We start from the raw sequence: 20,539 nt of genomic DNA, 5'->3' as shown, positions 1-20,539 counted from the left end.
CGCTCGCCTGTGCAGGACTGGGTCAGCCGGCCGGAGGCGCAGCTGCACCGCCGACCGCAGCCCCACCGGTGCCCGGAGCCTGCGCGGCCGGAGCCTGCGCAGCAGGGCCCGACAGCGCCGGTGCCTGCGTGCCCGTGGCCTGCGTGCCCTGGGTCTGCGTGCCCTGGGTCTGTGTCCCCGCGGCCTGCTGCCCGGCCGCCTGCGTCCCCTGCCGGGCGCCGGAGCCGGTCGACGGCGTCGTGGTCTTCGCCTTCGCGGGCGTCCCGATCATCGCCGGGTCCGGTGCCGGCAGCGCCCCGCCGCCGTACGCGCCGTCGAGGTAGGTCATCATCTGCTTGCCGACGCCGAACTTCGCGCTGTACCCGGTGGTGCCCTGCAGGAACGGCCAGTTCGCGAGGCGCACGTGGCCCTGCACGTTGCCGATCCAGGTGGCGTTCGTGTACTTCGTCGACGAGGTGATCAGCCAGTTCTGCTCGTCACCGTCGGTGGTGCCGGTCTTCGCGAACTTCGGCACCGTGTCGCCGGGGTTCGCACTGGCCGCCGTGCCCGACCCGCTCAGGACGCCCTGCAGCGCGTAGTCGACCGTGCCGGCGACCGCGGCGCTGACCCCGCGGTTGCAGGTGGCCGGGGTCGGGCGGATGGTGCCGCCGCTGGCGGTCGTGACGGAGTCGATCGTGGTGGGCGTGCAGGCGACGCCGCCGTTGGCGAACCCGGCGTACGCCTCGGCCAGGTCGACCGGTGCCAGCGGGTTGGTGCCGAGCACGGAGGCGGGGTTCGAGTCCGGTGCGCTGCCGTCGGCCTGGTGGATGCCCATGCTCTCGGCGGTCTTCTGGATCCCGCACAGGTCGAGCTGCTTGGCCATCGCGCCGAACGCGGTGTTGATCGACTCGACGGTGGCCGCGAGGACCGTCATCGAGGACGGCACCTGCTCGGCGTTGGCCACCATCCACGGTGGGCCACCGATCGGCGTGCACGAGTTGGTGAACTCGGCCTGCGGGAACGTGTGCTCGGTCGTCGAGACGGACTGCGACAGGGTGTGCCCGTTCGCCAACCAGTCGGCGAGGGTGAAGACCTTGTAGGTCGATCCGGTCGGGAAGCCGCTGGAGCTGCCGATGGCCTGGTCGGCGTTGTAGTTGACGGCGGTGGCGCCGGCAGTGGGCGCGTCGGACTGCGTGTAGGCGGTGTTCTGCACCATCGACAGCACGCGACCCGTGCCGGGTTCGACCGTGACGTTCGTGCCACCGGCGTCGACGCCCGCCATCGTGGTCGGGACGTAGGACGACAGGGCGTTCTGCGCGTGGCCCTGCAGGTCGAGGTCGAGCGACGTGTGGATCGACAGTCCCTTCGTGTCGAGGGTGGCGATCCGGTCCGAGGCCGTCTTGCCGAACGCCGGGTCGGCGAGCAACTGCGAGCGCACCATGTCGCAGAAGTAGCCGGCGTCGTACTTCGTGGCGGCGGTCGAGCAGCCGTTGGCGGTCGCGGTGATCTCCGGTGCGATCGGGGTCGCGACGGCCTTCGCCAGTTCGGCCCGGGTGATGGCTCCGTGGGCGTGCATGCGGCGGAGGACGTAGTCGCGGCGGACCTTCGTCAGGGCGTACCCGTTCGCCGCTCCGTTCGTCTTGTCCGCCGGCTGGTCGATGCGCAGGTTCGAGGGGTTGTTGAGGATCGCCACCAGGGTCGCCGACTGCACGAGCGACAGGTCCTTCGCGTGCACGCCGAAGTAGTACTCGGCCCCCGCTTCGGCACCGTAGACACGACCGCCGAGCCCGACGATGTTCAGGTAGCCGGTGAGCACCTGGTCCTTCGTGTACTTCTCGTCGACGGCGATCGCGTACCGGATCTCCTGCAGCTTGCGTGCCTTCGACTGACCGGCGACCTTCTCGTAGCAGGCATCCACCTTCTTCTTGGTGGAGGCCGCGTCCGTGCCGTTCAGCTGTTCGCACTGCTGCACGAGCACGTTCTTGACGTACTGCTGCGTGATGCTCGAGCCGCCCTGCACGCCCTGGTGGAGTGCGTCGGCGATGGTCGCGCGGAGGGTCCCGACCACGTCGATCCCGCCCTCGTCGTGGAAGCGCGGGTCCTCGGTGTCGATCGCCGCCTGCTTGAGCGTGTCGGCGATCTGGTCGGACGTGACGTTGACGCGGTTCTCGGCGTAGAAGGACGCGATCGGGACCTCGTGTCCGCCCTGCTTCGCGTAGACGGTGGACACCTGCTGGGGCGTCTGGATGTCGAGGTAGCTCGGCAGGTCCTCGAAGAACTCGGCCGCTCCGCTCGTGCCCTCTCCCGCGACCGCGACGGCCGGGGTGAGCGCGACGGCGACGAGCAGGCCGGCGAGGACCGACATGACGATGAACATCAGGAGGGCACCCGGCCACCGCACGATTCGCATGCCGAGCACGGTAAGGAGACGGGCTGGGTCCACTCTGGTGCGCGTGGCCGCGCGACTGCGCAGCCGCACAGGATGCTCTCGACCTCGCCTCCGGCACGTGCTCCGACCCGGCCTGGAGGCCCGGATCACCGGCCCCGTACGCGTCCGGTCACGATCCGGTCACGTCTGACGGGCCTCCCGTCCGGCCTGCGGTGGACAGTGCTCAGTCGCGCGGTTGGAGGTCCTGCGGACGGACGAGGTACATGTCCGGCGACGCCTGGACCACACCGTCGGCCGGGGTGTCGCCCGGCCGGTGCCCACTGCGGACCAGGTCGCCCCGTCCGACCGCGATGAGGGCCACGTCGTGCAGCGAGGCGGTGCCGGGCTTGAGGTAGTCGTTGTGCCCCCATGGCTGCCGGAAGACGTCGCCCGCGTCCGCCGGGTCGCTCCCCCCGACCAGGTCGAGGGCCGCAGCACCGAACGCCGCACGCCCCGGGTCGGTGCCGAAGAAGCCCGTGCCCGCGACGGGGTCCCAGTGCGCCCCGCCGACGTACACCTCGCCGCGTGGCACGCCGAGCTCGTCGACTGAGGTGACCGCGCTCCCCGGCGACCCGAGCATGGTGAGGCTGTCCACCCGGGTCCGCCCGGACGACAGCGCGATCATCGCGGTGGTCGAGCCGTACGAGTGCGCGACGACGCCCAGGCGCGGCTGGTGGTCGTTGCGGACCGCACGGATGCCGTCGAGGGTGCGCACGAGCCGGTCGGCACCCAGGTGGGCCAGGTCGAGCGACATGAAGTCCGAGATGCCGGGCGTGCGGTAGCCCATCCAGGCCAGGACCGCGATGCCCGGTCCGTCCGCCGGGGCGGCCACGGGTGCCAGGGTGGCCTGCTCCCGGAACACGTCGCCGGCCGTCGCGGTGAAGTCCGCCATCTGGCCGTTGACCGAGAAGAAGATGCCGGGCACCACGACCGAGACGTCGCCCGCGGTGTCGAGGTCTCCGACCGAGATCGCGCACCGGCCACTGCCCCGCGTGTCGAGGGTGACGAGGTACTTCCGCGGGTCGTCGGGGGCCTGCTCGAGTGACTCCCGCACCTGTCCGAGCATCGAGGCGAGCGCCGTCGGGGTGTCCGTGTCGGTGAGGCCCGCCGCCAGGGCGGCCCGGTTCGCGACGTCCCGGACGTCGTACGGCACACCGTCCAGGTTGCCGATCACGACGGGGGCGTCGTCCGTCAGGGACGTCCGGGACGCCGGCGACAGGGCGCGCCACCAGTTCGCGACGAGGTTCGTGCTCGGCGGGTCGTCCATTGCGGTCGCGGTCACGCGGGAGTCGTCGTCGGCGGCTCGCAGCGTCACCGGCGCCGCCGCCTCGAGGGCGTCCAGCCAGCGCTGCCCGGAGGCTCCGGCGAGCGCGTCGACGGACGGCTGCGTGCCCCGCTCGGGCCGTCCCGGTCCCGGGGTCCCCGCGGCGCTCGGCGAGACGGCGGCGGAAACGGGCACGGTCGGTGCCTCGACGACTCCCAGTGAGTGGATCGAGGCGGTCAGCAGCGCCGCGGCGATGAGCAGCAAACGGGTCTCCCCCGGGAAGGCCGGCCTGTCGTTCCCCTGCAGACGACAGGTGATGCTCTGTCGAGTCTATGGAGATCCGGCCCTTCGGGGGTCATGCGGAGGGCGACTTGCCCCCCGTACTGGGGTCAACCGGGGGTGCGTCGCGACAGCCGGATCCCGCACGGCCGTGCATGGGCCGCTACTGCGCTCCCGGCTCGGCGGCGGACTCGTCGACCTCCGCGGGCGCAGGGTCACCCAGGGCAGCCGGTCCCTCGCGCACCAGCTGGGCGAACTGCGCCGCGTCGATGATCCGCAACCCGAGCTGCTCCGCCTTCGTCAGCTTGGAGCCGGCACCCGGGCCGGCGGCGACGAAGTCGGTCTTCTTGCTGACGCTCGACGCGGCCTTGCCCCCGGCGGCGATGATCGCCTCCTGGGCGCCCTCGCGACTGAAGCCCTCGAGGGACCCGGTCGCGACGACCGTGATGCCGGCGAGCACACCACCTGCTTCGGTCGCCGCTCCCGGCCCGGGGTGTCCGGGCGTCGTGAGCTGCACGCCCGCCGCCGTCCAGCGGTCGATGATCTCGCGGTGCCAGTCGACCTCGAACCAGTCGAGCAGTGCGTCGGCGATGATCCCGCCGACGCCGTCGACCGCCGCCAACTCGTCGCGCGAGGACGAGCGGATCGCGTCGAGCGACCCGAAGTGGTTCGCGAGCGCCCGGGCCGCGACGGGTCCGACGTGGCGGATGTTCAGCCCGACGAGGATGCGCCACAGCGGCTTCGTCTTCGCGGCGTCGATGTTCGCGAGCATCTCGAAGGCGTTCTTCGACGGGTACCGACCGGGTTCACCGGTGTAGTCCGCACCGCGGGCCTCCGGGTCGAACGGCGGGTCGGTCTTCTTCCGTGCCCGGCTGAACGGGGTCACGCGCTTCGGGGCGCCGCCGTCCTCGGTCTTCTCCATGCCCGTCTCGGCATCGCGGACGACGACCTCGATCGGCACGATGTCCTCCAGCGTCAGGTCGAACAGCCCCGCCTCGGTCACGAGTGGCGGGGTCTCGGGGAACACCGGCTGCGTGAGGGCGGCGGCGGCGACCTCACCCAGGCCCTCGATGTCGAGCGACCCGCGGGAGGCGATGTGCTCGACCCGCCCGCGCACCTGGGCGGGGCAGCTCTCGGCGTTCGGGCAACGGAGGTCGATGTCGCCCTCCTTCGCCGGACGGAGCGGGGTGCCGCACTCCGGGCAGTCGGTCGGCATCACGAACTCGCGCTCGGTGCCGTCGCGCAGTTCCACGACCGGGCCGAGGACCTCGGGGATGACGTCGCCGGCCTTGCGGAGCACGACCGTGTCACCGATCAGGACGCCCTTCGCCTTCACCACCTGCTGGTTGTGCAGGGTGGCTTGCCGGACCACCGAACCGGCGACCTCGGCCGGCTCCATCGCGGCGAACGGGGTGGCCCGACCGGTGCGGCCGACGCTGACGACGATGTCGAGCAGCTTCGTGTGGACCTCTTCCGGCGGGTACTTGTACGCGATCGCCCAGCGCGGGGCACGACTGGTCGACCCGAGTTCCTCGTGCAGGCCGAGGTCGTCGACCTTGATGACGATGCCGTCGATCTGGTGCTCGACCGAGGACCGACGCTCCCCGTAGTCCTTGACGAAGCCCAGGACGTCCTCCACCGAGTCGAACACGCGGTGGTGCGTGCCGGTCGGCAGCCCCCACTCGTGCAGCAGCTCGTAGACCTCGGACTGGGCACGGACGTCGGTGTCGCGCTCGAGTTCGGCGACCGGCCAGGCCCCGATGCCGTGCACGAGCATCCGGAGTCGGCGGAGGCGGTCGACCATCAGCTCGCGCTTCGCGGCGGACTTGCCCTCCTCCTTCTGCCGGAGGGACCCGGCGGCGGCGTTCCGCGGGTTGGCGAAGACCCGCTCGCCGGCGTCGCGCTGTCGGGCGTTCAGCTCGTCGAACTGGGCGACCGGGAAGAAGATCTCGCCACGGACCTCCACCAGGGGCGGGTGTCCACTGCCGGCGAGCCGGTCCGGGATCGTGCCCATGGTCCGGACGTTGCCGGTCACGTCCTCGCCCACCACACCGTCGCCGCGGGTGGCCGCCGAGACGAGGCGACCGTGCTCGTAGCGGAGGTTGATCGCGAGCCCGTCGATCTTCAGCTCGGACAGGAAGCGCACGCGCTCGGTGCCGGCGTCCCGCTGGACCTTGAGCGCCCAGTCGGTCAGTTCCTCCGGGCTGAACACGTTGTCCAGGCTCAGCATGCGCTCGGCGTGCTCCACCGGCGCGAACTGCGTCGTCTGCGCCTGCCCGCCGACGGTCTGCGTCGGGCTGTCCTCGGTCAGGAGTTCCGGGAAGCGCTGCTCGACCGCGTCGAGTCGGCGCATCATCGTGTCGTACTCCGCATCGGCGACCGGTGAGCCGTTGCCCTCGTAGTACGCGTGCCGCAGTTCGTTGAGACGGAGGCGCAGCCGGTCGACCTCTCGAGCGGCCTGCGCGGCGTCGAGGCCCGCGGGGTCGATGGTCTCGAAGGTCGCGTCGGTGTCGCTCATGTGTCAGTTCTACCGTGCGCCACCGACCCCGGTCCCACCGGCCGGAGGCACGAGCGAGGTCAGGCGTGCGAGGTCAGGCGTGCGAGGTGAGGCGGGGACGGGTGCCGCCGACACGGTGGTGTCGATCGTGCACTGTCCGAGCACGCGCGTGCCGACGTACACGACCGCGGTCTGCCCGGGAGCGACGCCGGAGAGCGGCGCGTCCGGGACGATCACGAGCGCGCCGTCCTCGATCCGGGCCGTGGCGGGCTCCGGGTCGGCGTGCGCCCGGATCTGCACGTCGCAGCGGAACGGGGTCGACGGGTCCGCCGGTGCCGCGCCGGCCCAGGTGTACCGGGTGCCCGAGAGCGAGGCGACGTCGAGCGCCTCCTTCGGGCCGACGACGACGGTGTTGTCCTTCGGGCGGATCTCGAGCACGAAGCGGGGCTTGCCGTCCGCCGCCGGACGCCCCAGCGCCAGACCGCGGCGCTGCCCGACCGTGTAGCCGTGCGCGCCGTCGTGGCTGCCGACGACCGTGCCGTCGCGCTCGACGACGTCGCCGGTCTCGCTGCCCACGCGTTCGGCGAGCCACCCGCGGGTGTCACCGTCGGGGATGAAGCAGATGTCGTACGAGTCGGGCTTCTGCGCGACCGTGAGTCCCCGGGCGGCGGCCTCGGCCCGGACCTCGTCCTTCGACGGGGTGGCCCCGAGCGGGAACATGGCGTGCTGCAGCTGTTCGGCCGTCAGGACGCCGAGCACGTACGACTGGTCCTTCGCCCACGCCGCCGAGCGGTGCAGCTCCCGGGAGCCGTCCGGCCCGGTGACGATCGAGGCGTAGTGGCCGGTCGCGACGGCGTCGAACCCGAGGGCCAGTGCCTTCTCGAGCAGGGCCGCGAACTTGATCCGCTCGTTGCAGCGCATGCAGGGGTTCGGCGTGCGGCCGGCCTGGTACTCGGCCACGAAGTCGTCGACGACGTCCTCCTTGAACCGGGCGGAGAAGTCCCACACGTAGTACGGGATGCCGAGGGACGCGGCGGCACGCTGGGCGTCCATCGAGTCCTCGATCGTGCAGCAGCCGCGGCTGCCGGTACGCAGGGTGCCGGGCATCCGGCTGAGCGCCAGGTGCACCCCGACGACGTCGTGGCCGGCGTCCACCGCCCGGGCCGCGGCCACCGCCGAGTCGACACCACCGCTCATCGCCGCCAGAACACGCATGCGTCCAGGGTAACTCCGACACGGCGTACCGTTGCTCGACGATGACGAGCACCACGAACGACGCCTTCGACCTCCGGGGTGTCCTGCTGTCCGGGTTCCTGCCCGCCGCGCTCTTCGCGATCGGCGAGGGTGCCATCATCCCGATCATCCCGATCGCGGCGGACTCCCTCGGGGCGAGCCTGGCGATCGCCGGGTTCGTCGCCTCGCTGATCCTGGTCGGCGAGCTCATCGGGGACGTCCCCTCGGGTGTCGTCGTGGCCAGGATCGGCGAACGCAACGCCATGATCGGCGCCGCGGTCGTCTCGGTCGTCGGGCTGCTGGTCTGCACCGTCGCCCCGAACCCCCTCGTCCTGGCCGTCGGCGTCTTCCTGGTGGGCCTGTCCACCGCCGTCTTCGCCCTGGCCCGGCACGCGTACATGACGACCGCGATCCCGTTGCGGATCCGGGCCCGGGCGCTCTCGAGCCTCGGCGGCGTCTTCCGCTTCGGCTACTTCGTCGGTCCGTTCCTGGCGGCCGGGGTCATCCACCTCACCGGCACGACCCAGAGCGCGTTCTGGGTGCACGTCGTCTGCTGCCTCGGCGCTGCCGTGGTGCTGCTCGTCATCCGCGACCCCGCGACGGGCGTCCGCGGCCTGCAGCGGCCGACCCGGGCCTCCCGGCCGACGGCGACCGACGCGGCGACGTCCGACGCGACGGCGACCGACGCGGCAGCGACCGACGTGACGGCGACGACCGCCGGCACGACGCGACCGGGCGAGCTCGAGGGCGAACAGTTCGTCGAGGAGGAGTCCCACGGTCTCTTCCAGACCATCCGCGCGCACCACCGCGTGCTCGTGCGTCTGGGCAGCGGGGCGGCGCTGATCGGAGCGATGCGCGCCGGACGCCAGGTGATCCTGCCGCTCTGGGCGGTCAGCGTCGGTCTGGACGACTCCACCGCCGCTCTCGTCATCGGCATCGCCGGCGCCGTCGACTTCGCGCTCTTCTACACGAGCGGGCAGATCATGGACCGCTGGGGACGCCTGGCGAGCGCCCTGCCCTGCATGCTCGGCCTGAGCATCTGCTACTTCCTGCTGGCCTGGAGCGACCACCTCGACGCCCGCGTCGGCTGGTTCGTCGCGGTCGCGATGGCGATGTCCCTGGCGAACGGCGTGGGCTCCGGGATCCTCATGACGCTCGGCGCGGACCTGGCACCCGCGGACCGGCCCGCACCGTTCCTCGGGGCGTGGCGGTTCACCGGCGACCTCGGGTCCGCCGCGGCCCCGCTCGTGATCTCCGGCGTCACCGCGCTCGCGACGATCGCGGTCGCGAGCGGCGTGATGGGGGTGCTCGGTCTGGTCGGCGCGGGCATCCTGCTCCGGTACGTGCCGCGGTACCTGCCCCGCACGCTGCGCTGACCGGGTCCGTCCTCGCCGGCACGCCGCGCTGACCGGGTCCGTCGCGCGCTCGCGACCCGTCACGGACGGCGCGCCCCGTCGCGACAGGGCGCGACGCCCGCAGGCGGGCGCCACCTGACCGGGAGGCCCGTCCCACCTCCGCCACCCGGCCCGCTGCGTACACTGGGTCGGCCAGCGGGAGTGGTGGAATTGGTAGACACGCAGGATTTAGGTTCCTGTGCTCCGGCGTGAGGGTTCGAGTCCCTCCTTCCGCACCGAACGTCCCCGGGACCGTGCTCGAGGCCGCTCCGGACGTCACCCTCCCGACGGACGGCCCGGACACGCCCGCACGGTACCCTCGGTCCGGCGGGTGCTCCATCCGCCCTCGCCCGCCGACCGGAAGAACCATGCACTCCGTCGCACTCGCCCTGATCCCCTGGCTGGATCCGCAGTACATCCTCGACCACTTCGGGGCGTTCGCCGTGCTCATCGTCTGCGCGATCATCTTCGCCGAGACCGGACTCCTGGTCGGCTTCATCTTCCCCGGCGACAGCCTGCTCGTCATCACGGGCCTGTTCGCCTTCGACCGCGACGGGCAGATCGGCGGGATCCCGATCTGGGTCGTCGCGCTGATGATCGGCGCAGCGGCGTTCCTCGGCGGTGAGCTCGGCTACTACATCGGCAAGAAGGCCGGGCCACCGATCTTCGAGCGCAAGGACAGCGGTCTGTTCTCGAAGGCGAACGTCGACCGGACGAACGCGTTCTTCCACAGGTACGGCGCCCTCGCGGTGATCCTCGCGCGCTTCGTCCCCGTCGTGCGGACGTTCGCCCCGATCGCGGCCGGTGTCGGCCGGATGAACTACAAGAAGTACTCCCTCTACAACGCGGTCGGAGCGGTCGTCTGGGGCGTCGGTGTGACGTTCCTCGGGTACTTCCTCGGGTACATCCCCGCCGTGGCGTACATCGTGCGCAACTACATCGACGTGATCCTCCTCGTGGCGGTCGTCGTCACCGTGGTCCCGGCCGCGATCACCTACTTCCGGAACGCCCGCAAGGCGAAGCAGCGCGAGCCCGAGCAGCCGTAGCCCGGCGCAGCCGGCGCCCGCCCGTCCGGCCGCCGGGCTGCCCGCGCCCTCGGCTGCACCAGCGCCCGCCCGGCGCGAGTGGGACGGGGGCTGCCCGCGCCGCGCGCCCGCCCGGCGCGAGTGGGACCCGCACAATACGAACCGGCTCGAACCACGCAATCCCGTGGTTCGAGCCGGTTTCCGTTGTGCGCTGCCGATCGGCGCCGGCACCAGCGCCAGCGCCAGCACCAGCGCCAGCGCCAGCACCAGCGCCAGCGCCAGCGCCAGCGCCAGCGCCAGGCGCGCCTACGCCCGCGGCGTCTCGCCGTCGAACCACTCGCGGACGATCGGTGCGATCCCCCGGAAGGCCTTCGACCGGTGGCTCAGTGCGTTCTTCTCCGCCCGGGTCAGCTGCGCCGCCGAGCGGTCCGCGTCGTCCGGCTGGAACACCGGGTCGTAGCCGTGCCCGCCGTCCCCGATCGGCTCGGTGCGGACCTCGCCGTTCCACACGGCCTCGAACACGTGCTCGACGCCGGAGGGCGTGACGAACGCGGCCGCGCAGACGAACGCCGCGGTGCGCTCGACCACACCGTCCAGGTTCTGCAGCAGCAGCGCGATGTTGTCGGCGTCCATCCGGGTGCCGGCGTACCGGGCGGAGTGGATGCCGGGTGCTCCGTCGAGCGCGTCGACCGCGATGCCGGAGTCGTCCGCCAGGGCCGGCAGTCCGGTGTGGGCGACCGCGGCCCGCGCCTTGATGAGTGCGTTCGCCGCGTAGGTGTCGCCGTCCTCGACGGGTTCGGGCCCGTCGTAGGACGAGAGCGCCACGCCGTCACCCAGGGCCGAACCGAGGATCTCGCGCAGTTCGACGACCTTGCCCTGGTTGTGGGTGGCCAGGACGACGGTCCGGGCGGTGCCGTCCGCCGCCGCCCCGGTCATGCCAGCCCCAGCGCGGTCCGCTGCACCGCGGCGAGCGACGCGTTCCCGGCGAGCCCGAGGTCGAGCAACGCGTCCAGCTCCTGGCGGTCGAACGGCGCGTGCTCGGCGGTGCCCTGCACCTCGATGAACTTGCCCGACCCGGTCGTGACGATGTTCATGTCGGTGTCGGCGCGCGAGTCCTCTTCGTAGGCGAGGTCGAGCATCGGCACACCCCCGACGATGCCGACGGAGATCGCCTGCACGCTGTCGGTGAGCGGCGTCGCCTTCTTGCCGATGAAGCCACGCTCACGGCCCCACTCGACCGCGTCGACCATGGCGACGTACGCGCCGGTGATCGACGCCGTGCGGGTGCCGCCGTCGGCCTGCAGCACGTCGCAGTCGAGCACGAGGGTGTTCTCGCCCAGCCCCTTCATGTCGACGACGGCGCGCAGTGAACGGCCGATCAGCCGGGAGATCTCGTGCGTCCGGCCGCCGACCTTGCCCTTGATCGACTCGCGCTGCATGCGCTCGTTCGTGGACCGCGGGAGCATCGAGTACTCGGCGGTGACCCAGCCGGTGCCCTTGCCGGCCATCCACCGCGGCACGCCGTTCGTGAAGGACGCGGTGCAGAGCACCCGGGTGTTGCCGAACGAGATGAGCGCGCTGCCCTCGGCCTGGGTGCTCCAGCCGCGTTCGATGGTGACGGGTCGGTGGTCGGTGGTGGTCCGGCCGTCGATGCGGACGGTGCCGTCGGTGGCGTTCATGGTGTTCCTCTCGGTCCGGCCTGGAGGCTCGGTGCGGGTGGTCCGGTCGTCGTGCGTCCGCCGGGCGGCGGCGTGGGGCATGGTCAGCGCAGGGTGCGCGGGAGCGTGATGGTGCCGGTCTCGAGGTGGCCGACGGTCGCGACCTCGGGGCCGAGGAACCGGCGGGCCAGGCGGACGAACCCGGCCTCGTCGGCACCGGTGGCCTCGAACGAGTACTCCGGCGGTTCGGTGCCGGTGCGTTCCAGACCGTGTTCGACGAGTCGGCGGTAGACGTCGTTCGCGGTCTCCTCGGCACTCGACACCAGCGTGACGTCCGGTCCCATGACGTACTGGATGGCGGCGGACATCAGCGGGTAGTGCGTGCACCCGAGGACCAGCGTGTCGACCCCGGCGGCCCGCACGGGTGTGAGGTAGCCCGCGGCGACCTCGCGGAGCTGGGCGGACGAAGTGTCCCCGGCCTCGACGAACTCGACGAAGCGAGGGCACGCCGCAGTGGTGAGGGTGACGTCGGCGGCGACCGCGAAGGCGTCCTCGTAGGCGCGGGACGCGATGGTGCCGATCGTGCCGATGACCCCGATGCGGCCGGTGCGGGTCTGCTTGACGGCGGCCCGGGCGGCGGGCTGGATGACCTCGACGACGGGGATGCCGTACGCCTGCTCGTAGCGTTCACGCGCGTCGCGGAGGACGGCGGAACTCGCGGTGTTGCACGCGATGACGAGCGCCTTGACGCCCTGGTCGACGAGGTCGTCCATGACCTCGAGCGCGTAGCGGCGGACGTCGGCGATGGGCTTCGGGCCGTACGGCGAGTGCAGCGTGTCGCCGACGTAGCGGATGCTCTCGCGGGGCAGCTGGTCGATGATCGCCCGCGCCACCGTCAGCCCGCCGACGCCGCTGTCGAAGACTCCGATCGGTGCATCCGTCACGGTGACCAGCGTACCGACGCGCGCCGACCCTGCGGGCGTGGCCCGGGCCTCCCGTCCGGATGCCGGCGACGTCCACCGTTCCGGGCCCGCTCCGTGCCTGCGCACCCGGTCCTGGTTAGGGTCGGAGTCGTGACCACCGCGCTCCTGACGGACCAGTACGAACTCACCATGGTCGACGCCGCCCTGAAGGACGGCACCGCCGACCGCCGCTGCGTCTTCGAGGTCTTCGCGAGACGACTGCCGGACGGTCGCCGGTACGGCGTCGCCGCGGGGCTCGGACGCTTCCTCACCCAGCTGACCGAGTTCCGGTTCGGCGACGAGGAGATCGGGTTCCTCCGGGACCGCCGTGTCATCGACGAGGGCACCGCCCGGTGGCTCGCCGACTACCGGTTCAGCGGGAACGTCCGTGCGTACCGCGAGGGCGAGGTCTTCTTCCCGAACTCCCCCGTGCTGCAGATCGAGGGCACCTTCGCCGAGGCCGTGATGCTCGAGACCCTGGCGCTCAGCGTGTTCAACGCCGACTCCGCCATCGCCTCCGCCGCCGCGCGCATGGTGTCCGCCGCCGACCGTCGCCCGCTCGCCGAGATGGGCTCGCGTCGGACCGGTGAGTGGAACGCCGTCGCCGCCGCCCGGGCCGCCTACATCGCAGGCTTCGGTGCGACGAGCAACCTGGAGGCCGGCCGGACCTGGGGCATCCCGACGATGGGCACCGCAGCGCACGCGTTCACGCTGCTGCACGACTCGGAAGAGGCCGCGTTCCGGTCCCAGCTCGACGCGCTCGGCAGCGGTACGACCCTGCTCGTCGACACCTACGACATCGAGGCGGCGGTCGAGACGGCCGTCCGCCTGACCGACGGCAAGCTCGGCGCGGTCCGCATCGACAGCGGTGACCTGCCGTCGGTGGTCGCGTCGGTGCGCGCGCAGCTCGACCGGCTCGGTGCGACCGCGACGAAGATCACGGTGACCAACGACCTGGACGAGTACACGATCGCCGCACTCCGTGCCGCACCGGTCGACTCCTACGGCGTCGGCACCTCGGTCGTCTCCGGGTCGGGGCACCCGGCCGCGGGCATGGTCTTCAAGCTCGTCGCCCACCACTCCCCGGCGGGCGAGTGGGTGCCGGTGGCGAAGAAGTCCGCCGACAAGGCGTCGGTCGGCGGACGGAAGGAGGCCGGCCGCCGTCTGCGGAACGGCATCGCGACGGCGGAGGTCGTCCTGACCTCCGGCTCCGTCGGCCCGGACGAGCGGGACTTGCTCGTCCCCGTCGTCACGCACGGCGAGGTCGATCCGGCGTTCCTCGGGTCCGCCGGGGTCGAGGCCGCTCGCGCGCACCACAAGCGTGCGAAGGCGGAGCTGCCGGCTGATGCCGAGCGGATCGGTCGAGGCGACCCGGCCATCCCGACGCTGCTCGTCTGAGCGGCGTCGGCGGGGGTCACTCGGACTTCATCTTCTCGTAGATCGCCTTGCAGTCCGGGCAGACCGGGAACTTCTCGGGGTCCCGGCCCGGGATCCACTTCTTGCCGCACAGGGCCTTGACGGCCTTGCCGGTCAGTGCGGACTCGAGGATCTTGTCCTTCTTGACGTAGTGCGAGAAGCGCTCGTGGTCGCCGGGCTCGATCGCCTCCTCTTCCAGGAGCTTCTCGAGTTCGCGGTCCATCACGTCGAGGCCGCCACCACCGGGTTCCGTCGTGCTCATGTCACCAGGGTACGTCGTCACCGCCGGGTCCGTCGGCCGATCGGTCACGCTGTGGGTGGAGCGGCTGCAGTGCGTAGGCGGGCCGGCTCCAGCGCGCGGGCAGAGCGGGTGCAGCGCGTGGGCGGAGCGGCTGCGGTGGGTCAGTTCCGCTGCGCCGCGGCCAGGAGGTCCGGGCCACGTCGGTCGAACACCGCGCCTCCGACGACGACGCCGAGCACCAGGACGACCACGCCGATCCCGATCCCGACACCGAGGACGAGCGTGAGCGACGGGTCCTCCGCCCCGATGAGCGCGCGCACGCCGAACCACCCGGCCGGCACCATGCAGAGCACCGTGCCGATGACCATCAGGGTCTGCGCGACGGTCGCCGTCGCCCCCGCGGCCTGCGGCTGGTGGAACGGGTGGTCACCCGGTCGGACGGTCGGGTACGGCAGTGCGACCGAGACGATGCTCGACAGGCCGAGACCGCCGAGCAACCCGCTCGCCGACACCGCCACGAGCAACGGGAACGCGGCCATGTCGCCGTACAGCCAGGCGGACACCGCAGCCCCGGCGACCAGCAGGGGGACGCCGACGACGATGAGCGGCACCAGACGACCGAGGCGGTCGGTCCAGCCCGGAGCGCCCGAGGCGACGTGCAACCACACCGCCGTGTTGTCGTAGGAGACGTCGTTGTGCGGCAGGAACCCGGCGATCAGGGCCATCAGCGGCAGCGGCACGAGGGCCGTCCACGCCCAGGGCACCCCGGCGACACCGAGCGGCAGCACCACGATCGGCACGAACGCCAGGATCAGGTACGAGCTGCGGTACCGCGGGTCGCGGGTCCAGTACGTCAGCGCCCGGGCCGCGACGGCGCCGAACGGGGTCGAGCCGAGCCGGTCGAACCAGCCCAGCGCGCGGTGTCGGCGCGCACGGAGCGGACGTGGGACCGTGACGAGCACGTGACCGACCAGTGCCCACCAGGCCAGGCCGAGCAGCCCGACGACGACGAGCGCCACGAGAAGCCGGGCGACCGCCGTCCCGACGTGACCGGTCGCGGCGTCGGCGGGCACGGCCCACGCTGCACCCCACGGCGTCCACCCGGCGATGTCGGCGAGTCCCTGCAGTGCGGGTCCGGCCGGGTCGAGCCGGTCGGTCCGGAGCAGGAGCGACACGGACGGGACGAGCAGCACGAGTCCGACGAGCACCACGGGCCAGTTGGCCTCGCGGACGCGGTGGCCGGCGAACGCCAGCGCGCCGAGCGTGCTGCCGACGCGGATGAGCAGGGCCGTGGTGGCGAGCACGAGCACGGCGGCGACGACGGCCAGGAGGGCCGGGCCGGCACCGCGACTCCAGGTGACGACCTGCGCGACGGCGAGCACGGCGACCGCGACGACCGGGATGCCCAGGAGCCCGGCGACACCGAGTCCGACGGCCAGGTCGCGCTGCCCGATCCCGAACGCGGCGAAGCGCCGTGGGTCGAACTGGTCGGCGACACCGACGGCGAACGGCACGACGGTGCAGCCGATGGCCACCGCCGTGCCGACCAGGACCACGATCGTCCGTGCGGCGACCGGGTCGGCGGTGCGGAGCCCGCCGAGGACGGTCGCCGCCCAGAGGACGACGACCAGGGCGACCAGGCTGCCCACGACCACGGCGGCCGGACGGCGTGCCCCACCGCGGACCTGGCCCGCGAGCAGGTCGACCCTCAGCCGGAGAAGCTGTGCAACCATTCCATGCTCTCTGCGACGGGACGACCGCCGGCGAGTTCGACGAACTTGTCCTCGAGGCTGCGACGACCGCGGACCTGCGCCATGGTGCCGGCGGCCAGGACCTTGCCGCCGACGATGATCGCCACGGAGTCGCACGTGCGCTGGACGAGTTCCATCGAGTGGCTGGAGAGCACGACGGTGCCGCCCCCCGCGGTGTAGCGCCGCAGGATGTCCGTGATGGTCGTCGCGCTGACCGGGTCGACGGACTCGAACGGTTCGTCGAGCACCAGCACGCGCGGCGAGTGGATGAGCGTGGCGGCGAGGGCGATCTTCTTCGCCATGCCCATCGAGTAGTCCGCGACCGGTCGACCGAGGGCGTCGCCGAGGCCGAACGCCTCGGCCAGGTCGGCGCTGCGGCTCCGGGCGGTCTTGCCGTCGAGTCCGCGCAGCGTCGCGGAGTAGAAGAGCATCTGCGCGCCGGTCAGGCGGTCGAACAGGCGGAGCCGGTCCGGCAGGACGCCCATCGCCCGCTTGGCGGCGGTCGGGTCGGCCCAGACGTCGTGGTCGAGCACGGTCACGGTGCCGGCGTCCGGGCGCAGGAGGCCCGTGAGGACCGAGAGCGTCGTCGTCTTGCCGGCGCCGTTCGGGCCGACGACCCCGAAGATCGAGCCCTTCCGGATCTCCAGGTCGACGTCGTCCACGGCGAGCGTCTGGCCGTACCGCTTGACGAGGCCGTCGGCGCGGAGCACGACGGGCTGCTGCGGCACGTTCGGCCGACCGGTCGGGCGCTTCGTCGTGGTCGAGCCGGGCGCGCCGCCCGTGCCGGCCGAGCCGCCCGAGCCGTTCCGGGATGCCGACGTGCCGGAGCCGCCCCGGGCCTCCCGGCCGTCCGGCTCGTCGCCCGTGCGGGCCGAGCCCTGCGGCCGGGTCGCCCGGCCGGAACGCTTGTCCCGCTTCTTCCCCTGGCGAGGCTGTGGCGTCGTGCTCGACGGCGACCCGGCGGGCAGGACGTCCGCCCCCGCCGTCGTCTCCGAGTCGGTCCTGTCGTCCGTCATGTCGTCACCCGCGGGCGCGCCGTACGCACCCGTGTCCCCCGTGTCGTCGTGGTCGTCGTCGCCCGTCCCCAGGGCGACGGTCGTGCCGTCGTCGTCCGCGTCGGCCGTCCACGTCGCGTCCGACGTGCTGTAGACGTCGTCGTTTCCCGTTGTTCCTGCCGACACGAGGCCAACCGTACCAACGGTTCCGACCACTCGCTGAGCCGTGTCGGACCGGGTCACGAATTGAACACGATGCTGCCCGACCCGTACCCCGGCACCGGGTGGTTCCGTATCATTCACCGAGACACGACGGAGTGTTCACCACTCGGAAACCTGCCCGCAGCGCTCCCGGAGCGGTTGCTGGACCGGGCGTTCGTCGCTCCGGATCACGCGACTCCCGGCCAACTCGAACGCGGTGCGAGCAGTATCCAGGAAAGCCGTATCGAAGTGCCCGTCAGGACACGCTCGACGTGTCCCCCAGTGCGGACCGGAACCTCCACCCTCACGGGCGGACCGGACGCAGGCGGACACCGGAAGGGACAAGCATGACCACGCAGATCGTCATCCTCGCAGCGGGGATGGGCAGCCGCCTCGGGCGCAGCCTGCCGAAGCCGCTCACCGAGCTCAGCGACGGCCGCACCATCATGCAGCAGCAGTTCGACAACATCCGTGCCGCCTTCGGGTCCAGCGCGCGGGTCACGATCGTCGTCGGCTACAAGTCGGAGTACATCGTCGAGGCCTTCCCCGAGGCGAACTTCGTCTACAACGAGTCCTACGACTCCACGAACACCTCGAAGAGCCTGCTCCGGGCACTCAAGGCGACCGGCAAGAGCGGCGTCCTCTGGATGAACGGCGACGTGGTCTTCGACCCGATGGCACTCGTCCGTGCCGCCGACATGATCGACGAGGGTAGGTCGTTCGTCAGCGTCAACACCGAGAAGGTCTCCGACGAAGAGGTCAAGTACACGATCGACGCCGAGGGCTTCATCGCGAAGCTCTCGAAGAAGGTCGTCGGCGGCCTGGGTGAAGCCGTGGGCATCAACTACGTCTCCGCAGCTGACAAGCAGGCGCTGATCCGCCAGCTCGGCCGGGTCGACGACCAGGAGTACTTCGAGGGCGGCATCGAGGCTGCCATCGCCGAGGACGGGCTACGCTGGACGCCGATCGACATCTCCGACCTGTACGCGGTCGAGATCGACTTCGCCGAGGACCTGCAGCGCGCGAACGACCTGTTCGCCTGAGCCCGGTCAGGATCCCCCGATCCGGCCCACCGGCCCGGGTGGCCCGCCCCTCGGCGCGGTCCCGGCCGGAGGGAACCCATGACTGACGCGCAGACGCAGACCACCGTCGTCGCCGCGACGCCGGTGGCTCCGCGTGGTTCCGGTCGTCGGTACCGCCAGGCCCTCTGGCTGCTGACGGTGCGCGACCTGCGTGTGCGGTACTCGACGTCGGCGCTCGGGTACTTCTGGTCGATCCTCGACCCGCTGGTGATGTCGGCCATCTACTGGTTCGTCTTCACCCAGGTGTTCCACCGCGGCAAGGTGGGTGAGGAGCCGTACATCGTCTTCCTGCTCACCGCGCTGCTGCCCTGGATGTGGTTCACCGGGGCCGTGTCGGACTCGACGCGGGCCTTCATCAAGGAAGCCAAGCTGATCCGCTCGACGACGATCCCGCGGAGCATCTGGGTCGCCCGGATCGACGCGTCGAAGGGCATCGAGTTCCTGCTGAGCATCCCGGTGCTCGCGGTCTTCGTCATCGCCACCGGAGCCCACCTGCACTGGCAGGTCGTGCTGTGGCCGCTGGCGATCGTTCTGCAGGTCGCGCTGGTCTACGGCCTCGGGCTCATCGTGGCACCGCTCGTGGTCTTCTTCCGCGACCTCGAGCGAGCGGTCAAGCTCGTCCTGCGCTTCCTGTTCTACGCATCCCCGATCATCTACGGCACGCAGGCGTTGCCGGAGGCCCTGCACGACCTCGCCGCGATCAACCCGCTGAGCGGCATCTTCGGCATCTACCGCTCGGCGTTCTTCCCCGGGCAGCTGGACTGGAAGGAGGTGCTCGCGTCGGTCGTCGTCACGGGCATCGTCCTCGTCATCGGGCTCGTCGTGTTCCGTCGGAGCGAGCACCGCGTCCTCAAGGAGCTGTGATGGCCACGACCGAACCCGTGACGACCGCTCGCGCCACCGCGCCGGTGATCTCCGTGACCGACGCCGGGATCCGCTTCAAACGGAACCGCCGTGCCAGCCGGAGCTTCAAGGACCTCTTCGGCCGGGGACAGCGCCGGCGGAAGGCGGACGAGTTCTGGGCGCTCCGGAACGTGTCGTTCGACGTCCGTCCCGGCGAGGCCATCGGCGTCGTCGGACGGAACGGACAGGGCAAGTCGACGCTCCTCAAGCTCGTCGCCCAGGTGATGCTGCCGGACGAGGGCCGTGTGCACGTCGGCGCCGGTGTCGCGCCGCTGATCGAGATCACCGGCGGGTTCGTCGGCGACCTCACGGTGCGGGACAACGTCTACCTGACCGCGGGGCTGCACGGCATGTCGCGGGCCGAGATCCGTGCCGCCTTCGACGAGGTCATCGCGTTCGCCGAGATCGCGGACTTCGTCGACACCCCCTACAAGCACCTGTCGAGCGGCATGAAGGTGCGGATCGCCTTCGCCGTCATCTCGCGGTTGGACGAGCCGGTGATCCTGGTCGACGAGGTCCTGGCCGTGGGCGACAAGAAGTTCCGCGAGAAGTGCTACAAGCGGATCGAGGAGCTCCTGGCGGGCGGCCGGACGCTGTTCTTCGTCTCGCACAACGACAAGGACCTGCGCCGGTTCTGCGACCGGGGCCTGTACCTCGACGGTGGCCGACTGCAGTTCGACGGACCCATCGACGAGGCCCTCGAGCGGTACAACGCGGACCACGGCGTCTGACGCCCACTCCTCCACAACCGAGCACCTCCGCAGCACGCTCCACAGCCCCGGTTCCCCGAGGGCCCTCCGGGGGTCCCGACGTCGGACCCCACCCCTAGCGTGCTCCCCATGCACCACCCCACCACCGCCTACCCGGTTCCCTTCTCCATCGACCGATCAGCCGCTCCACGCCGCTACGAACTGGTCAACACCAGTACCGAGACCCTCGACGGGATCTCCCTCACCCACCTCGGCACCGGCTACTCGCCGCCGCTCGTCGTCCGACGCCTCGAGCCGGGGCGCGGCCTGTCCCTGGCCGTCTTCGGCGCCGGCGCGGACGAGACCGGTGTCGTCATCGTCCGGTGGCGCCGACCGGACCGCACGGAGTTCCTGTGGCGGATGTCGCTCGCCGGACCCGGGTTCGCCCCGTGACCGGGCACCCGGCCCGGGGCATCCGGACGCCCGTGCGACGGCGCCGACACCGGCGGCGCCCACACGGGCGACGCCGGCGCACGCCGGAG

At 71.7% G+C, this 20,539-nt stretch carries 17 protein-coding genes and 1 tRNA gene; 8 read left to right on the top strand and 10 right to left on the bottom strand.

What is annotated here, in order from left to right:
• Window positions 1–22: 22 nt before the first annotated feature.
• From DEJ33_RS09325 to mnmA, 4 genes are all read right to left on the bottom strand, one after another.
• On the bottom strand, window positions 23–2,389 hold the full coding sequence (locus DEJ33_RS09325) for a transglycosylase domain-containing protein (protein ID WP_111194801.1): 2,367 nt from the start codon (window positions 2,387–2,389) through the stop codon (window positions 23–25).
• Window positions 2,390–2,591: 202 nt separating this feature from the next.
• Window positions 2,592–3,866, bottom strand: coding sequence for an alpha/beta hydrolase (locus DEJ33_RS09320; RefSeq protein WP_146242578.1), 1,275 nt, complete (start codon window positions 3,864–3,866; stop codon window positions 2,592–2,594).
• Between the two features lie 247 nt (window positions 3,867–4,113).
• Window positions 4,114–6,468: an NAD-dependent DNA ligase LigA gene (gene ligA / locus DEJ33_RS09315; RefSeq protein WP_111194799.1), complete on the bottom strand. Its 2,355-nt coding sequence runs from the start codon at window positions 6,466–6,468 to the stop codon at window positions 4,114–4,116.
• Between the two features lie 9 nt (window positions 6,469–6,477).
• Complete coding sequence (gene mnmA, locus DEJ33_RS09310; RefSeq protein WP_258378137.1) at window positions 6,478–7,662, bottom strand: tRNA 2-thiouridine(34) synthase MnmA; 1,185 nt, start codon at window positions 7,660–7,662, stop codon at window positions 6,478–6,480.
• A gap of 41 nt (window positions 7,663–7,703) precedes the next feature.
• Between mnmA and DEJ33_RS09305 the strand changes: the two genes are divergently transcribed.
• From DEJ33_RS09305 to DEJ33_RS09295, 3 genes are all read left to right on the top strand, one after another.
• Window positions 7,704–9,056 carry an MFS transporter gene (locus DEJ33_RS09305; RefSeq protein WP_111194798.1) on the top strand — a complete coding sequence of 451 codons (1,353 nt, stop codon included), beginning with the start codon at window positions 7,704–7,706 and terminating at the stop codon, window positions 9,054–9,056.
• A gap of 174 nt (window positions 9,057–9,230) precedes the next feature.
• Window positions 9,231–9,310, top strand: a tRNA-Leu gene (locus tag DEJ33_RS09300).
• A 132-nt stretch (window positions 9,311–9,442) separates the two neighbouring features.
• Complete coding sequence (locus DEJ33_RS09295; RefSeq protein WP_111078674.1) at window positions 9,443–10,120, top strand: DedA family protein; 678 nt, start codon at window positions 9,443–9,445, stop codon at window positions 10,118–10,120.
• A gap of 285 nt (window positions 10,121–10,405) precedes the next feature.
• On the opposite strand, the gene rdgB is transcribed toward DEJ33_RS09295, so the two are convergent.
• The 3 genes from rdgB to murI all read right to left on the bottom strand — a co-directional run bounded on the left by rdgB (window position 10,406) and on the right by murI (window position 12,701).
• Complete coding sequence (gene rdgB / locus DEJ33_RS09285) at window positions 10,406–11,035, bottom strand: RdgB/HAM1 family non-canonical purine NTP pyrophosphatase (RefSeq protein WP_111194797.1); 630 nt, start codon at window positions 11,033–11,035, stop codon at window positions 10,406–10,408.
• Window positions 11,032–11,778: a ribonuclease PH gene (gene rph / locus DEJ33_RS09280; RefSeq protein ID WP_111194796.1), complete on the bottom strand. Its 747-nt coding sequence runs from the start codon at window positions 11,776–11,778 to the stop codon at window positions 11,032–11,034. The genes rdgB and rph overlap by 4 nt, the downstream gene beginning before the upstream one ends.
• A gap of 83 nt (window positions 11,779–11,861) precedes the next feature.
• Window positions 11,862–12,701 (bottom strand): glutamate racemase, encoded by an 840-nt coding sequence (murI, locus tag DEJ33_RS09275; protein ID WP_111194795.1) that lies wholly within the window; start codon window positions 12,699–12,701, stop codon window positions 11,862–11,864.
• Window positions 12,702–12,830: 129 nt separating this feature from the next.
• Here murI and DEJ33_RS09270 point away from each other — a divergent pair, with 129 nt between their 5' ends.
• Window positions 12,831–14,117: a nicotinate phosphoribosyltransferase gene (locus tag DEJ33_RS09270; protein ID WP_111078670.1), complete on the top strand. Its 1,287-nt coding sequence runs from the start codon at window positions 12,831–12,833 to the stop codon at window positions 14,115–14,117.
• Between the two features lie 16 nt (window positions 14,118–14,133).
• Here DEJ33_RS09270 and DEJ33_RS09265 read toward each other — a convergent pair whose 3' ends face one another.
• The 3 genes from DEJ33_RS09265 to DEJ33_RS09255 form a co-directional block, all read right to left on the bottom strand.
• Complete coding sequence (locus DEJ33_RS09265) at window positions 14,134–14,397, bottom strand: DUF3039 domain-containing protein (protein ID WP_110823714.1); 264 nt, start codon at window positions 14,395–14,397, stop codon at window positions 14,134–14,136.
• A 140-nt stretch (window positions 14,398–14,537) separates the two neighbouring features.
• A complete protein-coding gene (locus tag DEJ33_RS09260) occupies window positions 14,538–16,109 on the bottom strand; it encodes an ABC transporter permease (protein ID WP_146242577.1) in 1,572 nt (523 codons plus the stop codon).
• Window positions 16,085–17,308 (bottom strand): ABC transporter ATP-binding protein, encoded by a 1,224-nt coding sequence (locus tag DEJ33_RS09255; protein ID WP_258374796.1) that lies wholly within the window; start codon window positions 17,306–17,308, stop codon window positions 16,085–16,087. The genes DEJ33_RS09260 and DEJ33_RS09255 overlap by 25 nt, the downstream gene beginning before the upstream one ends.
• 362 nt (window positions 17,309–17,670) lie before the next feature.
• Here DEJ33_RS09255 and DEJ33_RS09250 point away from each other — a divergent pair, with 362 nt between their 5' ends.
• From DEJ33_RS09250 to DEJ33_RS09235, 4 genes are all read left to right on the top strand, one after another.
• Window positions 17,671–18,366, top strand: a complete 696-nt coding sequence (locus DEJ33_RS09250) for an NTP transferase domain-containing protein (RefSeq protein WP_111078668.1) — start codon at window positions 17,671–17,673, stop codon at window positions 18,364–18,366.
• Between the two features lie 78 nt (window positions 18,367–18,444).
• Window positions 18,445–19,269, top strand: a complete 825-nt coding sequence (locus DEJ33_RS09245) for an ABC transporter permease (RefSeq protein WP_111078667.1) — start codon at window positions 18,445–18,447, stop codon at window positions 19,267–19,269.
• Window positions 19,269–20,039, top strand: a complete 771-nt coding sequence (locus DEJ33_RS09240; protein WP_111078666.1) for an ABC transporter ATP-binding protein — start codon at window positions 19,269–19,271, stop codon at window positions 20,037–20,039. The genes DEJ33_RS09245 and DEJ33_RS09240 overlap by 1 nt, the downstream gene beginning before the upstream one ends.
• A 108-nt stretch (window positions 20,040–20,147) precedes the next feature.
• Window positions 20,148–20,450 carry a hypothetical protein gene (locus DEJ33_RS09235; protein ID WP_111078665.1) on the top strand — a complete coding sequence of 101 codons (303 nt, stop codon included), beginning with the start codon at window positions 20,148–20,150 and terminating at the stop codon, window positions 20,448–20,450.
• Window positions 20,451–20,539: the final 89 nt, after the last annotated feature.

The organism is Curtobacterium sp. MCPF17_047, assembly GCF_003234045.1.
In the GTDB taxonomy this organism is placed as follows: domain Bacteria; phylum Actinomycetota; class Actinomycetes; order Actinomycetales; family Microbacteriaceae; genus Curtobacterium.
The sequence above is the reverse complement of the archived record's forward strand: the minus strand, read 5'-3'. Positions and strand labels throughout refer to the sequence as shown.

What these genes read in the sequence shown, in the direction of transcription:
- ligA (WP_111194799.1), bottom strand. Translation starts at nt 6,468, where the DNA reads ATGAGCGACACCGACGCGACCTTCGAGACCATCGACCCCGCGGGCCTC.
- DEJ33_RS09325 (WP_111194801.1), bottom strand. Translation starts at nt 2,389, where the DNA reads ATGCGAATCGTGCGGTGGCCGGGTGCCCTCCTGATGTTCATCGTCATG.
- mnmA (WP_258378137.1), bottom strand. Translation starts at nt 7,662, where the DNA reads ATGCGTGTTCTGGCGGCGATGAGCGGTGGTGTCGACTCGGCGGTGGCC.
- DEJ33_RS09245 (WP_111078667.1), top strand. Translation starts at nt 18,445, where the DNA reads ATGACTGACGCGCAGACGCAGACCACCGTCGTCGCCGCGACGCCGGTG.
- DEJ33_RS09295 (WP_111078674.1), top strand. Translation starts at nt 9,443, where the DNA reads ATGCACTCCGTCGCACTCGCCCTGATCCCCTGGCTGGATCCGCAGTAC.
- DEJ33_RS09305 (WP_111194798.1), top strand. Translation starts at nt 7,704, where the DNA reads ATGACGAGCACCACGAACGACGCCTTCGACCTCCGGGGTGTCCTGCTG.
- DEJ33_RS09235 (WP_111078665.1), top strand. Translation starts at nt 20,148, where the DNA reads ATGCACCACCCCACCACCGCCTACCCGGTTCCCTTCTCCATCGACCGA.
- rdgB (WP_111194797.1), bottom strand. Translation starts at nt 11,035, where the DNA reads ATGACCGGGGCGGCGGCGGACGGCACCGCCCGGACCGTCGTCCTGGCC.
- DEJ33_RS09265 (WP_110823714.1), bottom strand. Translation starts at nt 14,397, where the DNA reads ATGAGCACGACGGAACCCGGTGGTGGCGGCCTCGACGTGATGGACCGC.
- DEJ33_RS09250 (WP_111078668.1), top strand. Translation starts at nt 17,671, where the DNA reads ATGACCACGCAGATCGTCATCCTCGCAGCGGGGATGGGCAGCCGCCTC.
- DEJ33_RS09240 (WP_111078666.1), top strand. Translation starts at nt 19,269, where the DNA reads ATGGCCACGACCGAACCCGTGACGACCGCTCGCGCCACCGCGCCGGTG.
- DEJ33_RS09260 (WP_146242577.1), bottom strand. Translation starts at nt 16,109, where the DNA reads ATGGTTGCACAGCTTCTCCGGCTGAGGGTCGACCTGCTCGCGGGCCAG.
- rph (WP_111194796.1), bottom strand. Translation starts at nt 11,778, where the DNA reads ATGAACGCCACCGACGGCACCGTCCGCATCGACGGCCGGACCACCACC.